This window comes from Hydrogenivirga sp. 128-5-R1-1 (assembly GCF_000171895.1).
In genome coordinates this window covers 1-9,298 of sequence record NZ_ABHJ01000019.1, presented here as the reverse complement: position 1 = coordinate 9,298, position 9,298 = coordinate 1, and the positions used below count along the sequence as shown (strand labels likewise).

Below are 9,298 nucleotides of genomic sequence, written 5' to 3'. Positions count from 1 at the left end.
AAGTTTGCTACTTGACCAAGTGCATGAACACCTGCATCTGTCCTTCCTGAAGCATAAAGCTTAACAGGGTGTTTAACAAGAACTTTTAAGTTATCTTCTATTACCTGCTGTATAGTTATGTGTTTTGGCTGTCTCTGCCAGCCGTGGTAATTTGTTCCTAAATAGCTTATTGTTAATTTATAGTTGTAGTTCAATTAGCAGACTCCAGCAGTTTTCTAGCATGTTCAAGGCTCTTTTCATCTATCATTCCACTGAGCATTCTTGCAATTTCTTTTTCCCTTTCCTTATCTTCAGCAAGTTTAATAACTGCATTTGTTTCATCATCCATGGTTATTTTATCTACTACAAAATGCCTGTCTGCATAAACTGCTATTTGTGGAAGATGTGTAATAAGCAATACTTGAAAATTTTTTGAGAGGCTATGTATTTTTTTTGCCATATAAACGGCAGTTTTCCCGCCAATTCCTGTATCAACCTCATCAAATATTATAGTATCACTTGATTTATTTGAAATAAGTTTTAAAACAAGTGATATTCTTGAAAGTTCCCCACCAGATGCAACTTTATTTAATGGCTGAGGCTCAATCCCTTTATTTGCAGAAAATAAAAACTGAATTTTATCTTTTCCATATAAATTTAGCTCTGATTCTTCAAGGTTTACTATAAATTTTGCATCTTTCAAGGCAAGTTCTGAAAGATGCTTTTCAACAAGTTTTTCAAGCTGTTTTGCTTTTTCTTTTCTTATTTTTGAAATTTCTTCTGCAAGATTTAAGACTTTTTTATATATTTCTTCCTTTTCTTTTTGTATTTTTGGAAGTTCATATTCAAGGTTATTAAGTTTTTCTAATCTTTCTTTTAGCTGCTCCTGCAGTTTAATAAGTCCGTTTACATCTGTGTTATATTTAAGTTCAAGTTTGTTTATTAGGTTTAATCTTTCTTCTATACTGTAAAGTTCTTCCTGTGAGTAATCAAAGTCAAGCTCGTCAAGGCTGTAAAAGGCTTCTTTTACTAAAGCTTTTGCTTCTTCAAGAAGGTTATAGCTGTTTTTTATATTTTCATTTGTATCTATAAACTGTGAAAGCAGTTTTAGAACATAACTTAATTTTTCTTCTATACTCTCATCTTCTTCTAAAATTTTATATTTTGCTTCTAAAACAGAAGATTTTAGATTTTCTATATTTGAAAGATAGTTATACCTTTCTTCAAGCTCCTGTTTTTCTCCTTCTTTGAGCTGTGCATTTTCAAGTTCTTCAAGCTGGAAATTTATTATATCTATTTCTTTTAATCTATCTGACTGTTTTTGAAGTATTTCTTTTTCTAAATTTTCAAGCTGTTTGTATTTTCTAAATAATTTTTGATATTCTTCTATTTTTTCATTTAAATCTGCATAAGTATCAAGAACCTGTCTTGGATATTCCTTTGAGAAAAGGCTTTGATATGCATGCTGTCCGTGTATTTCTATTACTTTATTTACTGCTTCTTTAATAGTTGAGAGTGTTGCTCTTTTTCCATTTAGAAAATAAACACTTTTTCCATCTTTTATCTGACGGGCAATTATTAAAGTCTTATCTTCTGTAAACTCATTTTCTATGTCTTCAAACACAAGCTCAACAAAATCATTATCTGAAAACTTTCCCTTTTTACCCAGCGTGAACTCAATAGCATCTATAATTAAAGATTTACCAACACCTGTTTCACCTGTAAATACATTTAACCCTCTAAAAAGGTCTATTGATACATCCTTTATATATAAAAACTTCTTTATTCCTATTGTAGAAAGCATACACCGCCAGAAAGTTTAAATTTTGTGTAATTAAAAATTATAACAGAATGTACAGTTTTCAAAAAATTGTTAAAGTACTAATTTAAGTATTATAATAATAGATTACAACTAAAGAATAAGAGGTTAGAAGGTTGATTGAAATTTTTGAAAGAGACTCCTGCGGGGTTGGTTTCATTGTTAATATAAAAGGAGAAAAATCTCATAATATTGTATCAGATGCTTTAACAGCTCTTGCAAATTTAGACCATAGAGGAGCTGTAAGTGCTGATGGAAAAACAGGAGATGGAGCAGGAATATTAACCCAAATTCCATATGAATTTTTTAAAAAACATTTAGATAACATACCTTCTGAAGAAGATTTTGCAGTTGGTGTTTTTTTTATAAATCCTGGAAAAGAAAATGAAATTAGGGAAAAAATAGAAGAAACTATTAATAAATACTTTAAATTTTTAGGATGGAGAGAAGTTCCAATAAACCATGATGAGCTTGGTGAAATTGCAGCAAGTACTAAACCATCTATTTTTCAAGGATTTATTTCAAAAGAAGGAATAGATGTAGAAAATTTTGAAAAAGAACTTTTTATACTAAGAAAAAGACTTGAAAAGTTATATAAACCTGAAGACCTTTACATCCCAAGCCTATCTTCACGGACAATAGTTTATAAAGGTATGATTACTGCACCAAGATTAAGATACTTTTATCCTGACCTTCAAGATGAATCTTTCAAATCTGCTATTGCACTTTTCCACCAGAGATATTCTACTAACACATTTCCAAACTGGAGGCTTGCACAGCCGTTCAGGATGCTTGCCCATAATGGAGAGATTAACACAATTTCTGCAAATAGAAACTGGCTAAATGGAAAAGCAGATGATGTCAGAGAAGTGTGGGGGGAGTTAGCAGATGTTATTCTTCCTATAGTTGATTATGAAGAAAGTGATTCTGCCTCCTTAGATAAAGCCCTTGAGTTTTTGGTGCATTCTGGTAAAGACCCTTTAACTGCAATTAATGCGTTGGTACCAAGAGCATTTGAAAATGATGACAGGCTAACACCGGAAGAAAAAGCATTTTACGAATATTTTGCCTGTATATTTGAAGCATGGGATGGTCCAGCAGCCCTTGCCTTTACAGATGGTCAGGTAGTAATAGGAAAACTTGACAGAAACGGTCTTAGGCCGGCAAGATACGTTATTACAGAGGATACTGTTATTTTAGCTTCTGAAGTTGGTGTTGTAGACATTCCTGAAGAAAAAATAGTTTATAAGGGAAGACTGGGACCTGGAGATAAAATAGCAGTAGATACAAAAGAAGGAAAAGTTTATACTTCAAAAGAAGTTATAGATAAGCTCATAGAAAACAAAGAGTACAAAAAATGGGTTGAAGAAAACCTTAAAACATTCACACCTGCCACAGACTATCCTGAGCTTGAGCCGAAAGATGTATCAAAAGAAGCAATGATGTTCGGTTATGACAAAGACCATATTAACCTTTACATAAAAGAGATGATAGAAAAGGCTAATGAGCCTATATACTCAATGGGAAATGATGCTCCGATATCAGTTTTATCAAAAAGACCAAAACTTTTATCAACATATTTTAAACAAAGATTTGCACAGGTTACAAACCCGCCAATTGATCCAATAAGAGAAAAAAGCGTAATGTCATTAAAAACTTATGTTGGTAAAAAAGAGAACTTTTTGAAAGAAACACCAAAACATGCAGACCAGCTTGTATTTGAATCTCCAATAATATTTGATAATGAACTTGAAGAGCTGAAGGAAATATTTAAAGATAAAGTTGAAACAATTCCTGCAATATTTGAGCCTTACGACAGCGCTTTAGAGCCTAAATTAGATGAAATATGCAGGAGGGTTGAAGAAGCGGTAGATAAAGGAAAAGAGATAATAATTTTGACAGATAGAGATGTATCAATAGAAGGAGCTCCTATTCCAATGGGACTTGCAGTAGCTGCAGTAAACTCTTATATGTCAAGACAAGGAAAAAGAAGTAAATTTAGTATAGTTGCAGATACTGCGGATGCAAGAGATACCCACAGCATTGCATTTCTAATAGGATACGGTGCAACCCTTGTAAATCCTTATCTAACAGTTCAAATAATAAGAAATCTTGTTGAAGAAGATAAAAAATTAAATATGTCCTTTGAAGAAGCTATAAGCAGATATAAAAAAGGTACAAATGAAGGGCTATTAAAAATAATGTCAAAAATGGGAATAGCCACAATAAAAAGTTATAGAGGTTCTGCACTTTTTGAAGCTCTTGGACTTTCTAAAGAAGTTATAGATAAATACTTCCCGGGCACGCCTTCACAGCTTGGAGGAATAGGTGTTAAACAGATTGCTCAGGAAGTAATTTTAAAATATAACGACATTTTCTTTAAAGAAAATGTAAAGATAGGATACGAAGGAGAATACAGACATAGAAGAAACGGTGAGTTTCATTCATGGAATCCAAAAGCACTAACAGCACTCCATAGAGCTGTAAGAGGAGAAAGCTGGGAAGAGTATAAAATATTTTCTGAAAATGCATATTTAGAAAAACCTGTTAATGTAAGGGATTTATTTGAAATTGTAAGTGATAGACCTCCAATTCCGGTTGAGGAAGTTGAACCTGTAGAAAATATAATGAAGAGATTTGTTGGGGCTGGTATGTCTATTGGAGCGTTAAGTAGAGAAGCCCATGAAACGATTGCAGAAGCATTGAATACTATTGGAGCAAAATCTAATTCTGGGGAAGGTGGAGAAGACCCTGCAAGATATGGAACAATTAAAAATTCCAAAATAAAACAGGTAGCATCAGGAAGATTTGGCGTAACACCTGAATACTTAAACAGTGCTGAGGAGATTGAAATTAAAATAGCACAGGGAGCAAAACCTGGAGAAGGTGGGCAGCTTCCAGGTAAGAAGGTAGATGTTTACATTGGATTCTTAAGGAGAGCAAAACCGGGAACAACTTTAATATCTCCTCCTCCACACCACGACATTTATTCTATAGAAGATTTAGCACAGCTTATATATGACCTTAAAATGATAAATCCAAGGGCAAAAGTTATAGTAAAACTTGTGTCAGAAACTGGAATTGGTACAATTGCTTCTGGTGTTGCAAAAGCTTTTGCAGATATTATCCATATATCAGGACATGACGGCGGAACAGGAGCATCACCTCTTGTATCAATAAAACATGCAGGGACTGTCTGGGAGCTTGGACTTTCTGAAGTCCAGAGAGTTTTAATTGAGAATGACCTTAGGGGAAGAGTAAAACTTAGAGTAGATGGTGGTATAAAGACAGGACGAGATGTAATTTTTGGAGCTTTACTTGGAGCAGAAGAGTTTGGCTTTGGAACTGCCCTTATGATTGCAGAAGGCTGTGTAATGGCAAGACAGTGTCATTTAAACACATGTCCTGTTGGAATTACAACTCAAGACCCTGTGTTAATTGAAAAATACAAAGGAAAACCAGAACACGTAATAAGATATTTAGAATATCTTGCCCATGAAACAAGACAGTTTTTAGCAGATATGGGATATAAACATTTAGATGATATAGTTGGAAGAACAGATTTAATTAAACCTAAAATACCATCTGACCACTATAAAGCAAAATTTGTAGATTTATCATATATACTTACAACTCCTCCAAAAGATAAGCCTATAAAATCTGTTGTAGATAGAAATGACCCTCCTTCTAAACCATTTGATGATGAAATTTTAAAAGATGCACTTCCTGCAATAGAAAAAGATGAAGTATTTTCAGGATTTTATGTTGTAAGGAATGTTTACCGCTCAATTGGTACAAAAGTTGCCCATGAAATAGCAAAAAGATATGGTGATAAAGGTCTAAAAACTGGAAAAATAGAGTTAAATCTGCATGGAACAGCAGGTCAATCTTTTGGAGCTTTTTGCGTAAAAGGTCTTGAACTAATACTTACTGGACAGGCGAATGATTACGTTGGAAAGGGAATGAACGGAGGATTAATTGTTATAAAACCTCCTAAAGAGTTTAAAGGAAAATCAGATGAAAATGTAATATTAGGAAATACTGTTCTTTACGGTGCAACTGGAGGAATGCTTTTTGCTTCTGGAGTTGCCGGTGAAAGATTTGCCGTTAGAAACAGCGGAGCTATTGCAGTTGTTGAAGGTGTTGGAGAACACGGTTGTGAATATATGACAAATGGAAAAGTAGTTGTTTTAGGAAAGACAGGCAAAAACTTCGGAGCTGCTATGACCGGCGGAGTTGCTTATGTTTATGACCCTGAAGGAAACATGGAAAATAATATAAACAAGTCTTATGTTCACATCACATCTTTAGATGAGGAAGATAAAAAAGACTTAAAAGACCTTCTCATAAAACATAAAGCTTATACAGACAGTCAGGTAGCTAAAAATATACTTGATAACTTTGAAATAGAAATAGAAAACTTTGTAAAAATAGAACCAATTCCTGTTAAAAAGCCAAATCCAGAAACAGATGAGGCAGAAGTTGAAAATAAATAAAATAGCTTTTCTTCTGCTTTTATTTTTAACATATACTGCAGGGAGCTTTGAGCTTCCTGTTTTTCAAAAAAATAAAAACATTATAAAAAAAGATTTTGTAAAGGCTTATGTTGTAAGGGTTATAGACGGCGATACCATAGTTGTAAAAATACCTGAAACTATTTTTAACAATAGAAAAATATTAAAAAATTTACGATTTAAAGTAAGACTAATAGGGATAGACACACCAGAGAGCAGAATTAATAGAAGAGCTAAACTTCAGGCTCGGGAAACTGGAGCAAATGTAAAAAAAATCTTAGTGCTTGGGAAAAAAGCAAAAGAATTTACAAAATATCTACTTCCTAAAGGAAAGGCTGTGTTCTTAGAATTTGACATTGAGCCTCAGGATAGATACGGCAGACTTTTAGCTTATGTGTGGCTTCCTGATGGCACGATGGTAAATAAAGAAATAATATGCAGTGGATATGCGTATCCTTTAACTATACCTCCAAACGTAAAGTATGAAAAACAGTTCAGACAGTGTTTTAGAAAAGCAGTAAAATTACACAAAGGTTTATGGAGATAACTGAATGAAAGAAAATAAAGGGTACATTTCAACAATAAAAACAATTGTTTATATTGTTATAGCTGTTTCTCTTATAAGGGTATTCTTTGTTCAGGCTTTTAATATTCCTTCAGGCTCAATGAAACCTACGCTTCTTGTAGGAGACTTTATACTTGTCAATAAACTTGTATACGGAGACTGGACTTTTGGAATACCTTTCACAGGTATAGATTTTTACACTTATAAAAACAGAATTGTTAAACCTGACAGAGGAGACATTATTGTTTTTAAATATCCTGAAAATCCAAAAATAGACTTTATAAAAAGAATAATAGCACTTCCTGGAGATACTGTAGAAGTAAAAGATGATGTTGTTTATATAAATGGAAAACCTTTGCCGAAGAAAAAGACAGGTATTTATTCTGAGCATGGTGAGGACGTTCCAATATATACCGAGTGTACAATAAGAAAATATCATAATAATGAAAAATACTGCTATACAACAATGGAAATTTACGAAAATGAAGGTAAAGATTTTGGTCCTATAAAAGTACCAGAAGGACAGTATTTTGTAATGGGAGACAACAGAGATAACAGTAGAGACAGTAGATTTTGGGGGTTTGTACCTGACAGCTACATAATAGGAAGAGCCTTTGTAGTTTATTTTTCCATTGACCTTCAAAAGCCTATGATTAGATTTAACAGAATAGGTAAGATTATCAGGTAAAGTAATGAATATAAATAAAATTCCTGAAATTAAGCATCAGAAATGTAATGTAAAAATTTGAATTAATGTTTATGTAAAAAGTAATAAAAAATTGAAATGGGAAAAAGGATTAAAAAAAGCTTTTGAAGAAGTAGGAAAACATTTTTTAAATATAGGGGTTGCAATTATTGTTTTCGCCATTCTACAACCTATAGTTAAAAGTGAATTTTCTCCTAAATCTTCATTAATATTTGCAGTTGTATACTTGATAATTTTTACCATAGCTGTATTTTTAATAACGCTTGGAGGTAGAGAAGATGAATAATGAATTCTTATATTATTTAATCATTTTTGGAAGTGTTATATTGGCTGGAATTTTTATGCTGGTGTTAGGAATTTTTACCTTAAAAGCAAACAAAAAGGAAGCTTAAAAAATATATTAAATTAATATTATGGAGGCATAGCTTTGAGCCTTATTCTAATAAAAAATGGACATGTTATTGACCCTGAAAATAATATAAATAACCAGTTTGATATTCTTATTGAAAAGGGAAAAATAAAAAAGATAGATAAAAATATAGAGCCTTTTGCAGGGTGTGAAATTATAAATGCTGAAAATATGATAGTTTCTCCTTCATTTTGCGACATTCACGTTCACTTTAGAGACCCGGGGCAAACTTACAAAGAAGACATAAGAACAGGTTCTATTGCAGCAGTTGCCGGAGGATACACAACAGTTGTATGTATGCCAAATACACTGCCCGCTATAGATGAAGTTTCTATTGTTAGATACATAATAGAAAAAGGTGAAGAGGTTGGACTTTGTAGGGTTTTACCTTCTGCTGCTGTTACAAAAGGTAGAAAAGGTAAAGAATTAACAGAAATGTGGCTTTTAAAAGATGCAGGGGCAGTTTATTTTACAGATGATGGGGCTCCTGTATGGGATGCATTTATAATGAGAAAAGCAATGGAGTATGCAGGTTCAATAGGCTCCTTTGTTGCAGACCACTGTGAAGATTTAAGTTTATCAAATAATGGGGTGGCACACGAAGGGGAAATTGCAGCAGCACTTGGTCTTCCACCACTTCCTCCAGAAGCAGAAGATACAATGGTAGCAAGGGACTGCATACTCGCACTTAGAACAGGAATGCCTGTACATATATGTCATATTTCTTCAAAAGTTGCTGTAGAAACTGTAGCATGGGCTAAAGCTCTTGGAGCAAAAATTACAGCTGAAGTTACTCCACATCATTTATCTTTAACAGACGATGAATGGCTTGATTTTGACTGCAAAGCAAAAGTTTCACCTCCTCTTAGAGAACACGAGGATGTAGAAGCAGTCAGATGGGCGCTTGCCTCTGGAGTCATTGATTTTGTTGCAACAGACCATGCACCGCACGCCCATCAGGAAAAAATGCTTGAACATCAGCACTGTCCTCCTGGAATGATAGGTCTGCAGTTTGCACTTCCAACCGTTTTAAAACTTGTAAAAAAGGATTATTTTGATATGAAAAGGGCAATAGAAGTTCTCTCTACAGAGCCAATGAAAAAAATAGGTCTCACTCCTCCTGCAATTAAAGAAGGAGAAACGGCAGAACTTGTAATTTTTGACCCGTTTGAAAGCTGGGAAGTTAATGAAGAAACTATACTTTCTAAAAGTAAAAATACACCACTTATTGGAAGAAAATTAAGAGGAAAAGTTAAGTACACGTTTTACAACGGTAAAATTGTTTATTCAGATAAATCAGGAGTTT

The 9,298-nt window shown here is 33.4% G+C and carries 6 protein-coding genes and 1 pseudogene; 5 read left to right on the top strand and 2 right to left on the bottom strand.

Annotation, left to right across the window (positions count from 1 at the left end):
• Both HG1285_RS19100 and recN read right to left on the bottom strand, forming a co-directional pair.
• Positions 1-194 (bottom strand): annotated as a pseudogene (locus tag HG1285_RS19100) (tRNA pseudouridine(38-40) synthase TruA); the annotation flags it as partial.
• On the bottom strand, positions 191-1,783 hold the full coding sequence (gene recN, locus HG1285_RS06620) for a DNA repair protein RecN (RefSeq protein ID WP_008288086.1): 1,593 nt from the start codon (positions 1,781-1,783) through the stop codon (positions 191-193). The gene recN and the pseudogene HG1285_RS19100, both read right to left, overlap by 4 nt.
• A gap of 131 nt (positions 1,784-1,914) precedes the next feature.
• On the opposite strand from recN, the gene gltB reads away from it, so the two are divergent.
• From gltB to HG1285_RS06645, 5 genes are all read left to right on the top strand, one after another.
• Positions 1,915-6,294 (top strand): glutamate synthase large subunit, encoded by a 4,380-nt coding sequence (gltB, locus tag HG1285_RS06625; protein ID WP_008288085.1) that lies wholly within the window; start codon positions 1,915-1,917, stop codon positions 6,292-6,294.
• The gene (locus tag HG1285_RS06630) at positions 6,281-6,859 is read left to right on the top strand and encodes a thermonuclease family protein (protein WP_008288084.1); all 579 of its coding nucleotides are present in this window, start codon (positions 6,281-6,283) and stop codon (positions 6,857-6,859) included. The genes gltB and HG1285_RS06630 overlap by 14 nt, the downstream gene beginning before the upstream one ends.
• A gap of 4 nt (positions 6,860-6,863) precedes the next feature.
• The gene (gene lepB / locus HG1285_RS06635) at positions 6,864-7,565 is read left to right on the top strand and encodes a signal peptidase I (RefSeq protein ID WP_008288083.1); all 702 of its coding nucleotides are present in this window, start codon (positions 6,864-6,866) and stop codon (positions 7,563-7,565) included.
• A 91-nt stretch (positions 7,566-7,656) separates the two neighbouring features.
• Positions 7,657-7,869, top strand: a complete 213-nt coding sequence (locus tag HG1285_RS06640) for a hypothetical protein (RefSeq protein ID WP_008288082.1) — start codon at positions 7,657-7,659, stop codon at positions 7,867-7,869.
• A gap of 141 nt (positions 7,870-8,010) precedes the next feature.
• On the top strand, positions 8,011-9,298 hold a 1,288-nt coding region (locus tag HG1285_RS06645; protein ID WP_008288080.1), incomplete at its 3' end, for a dihydroorotase.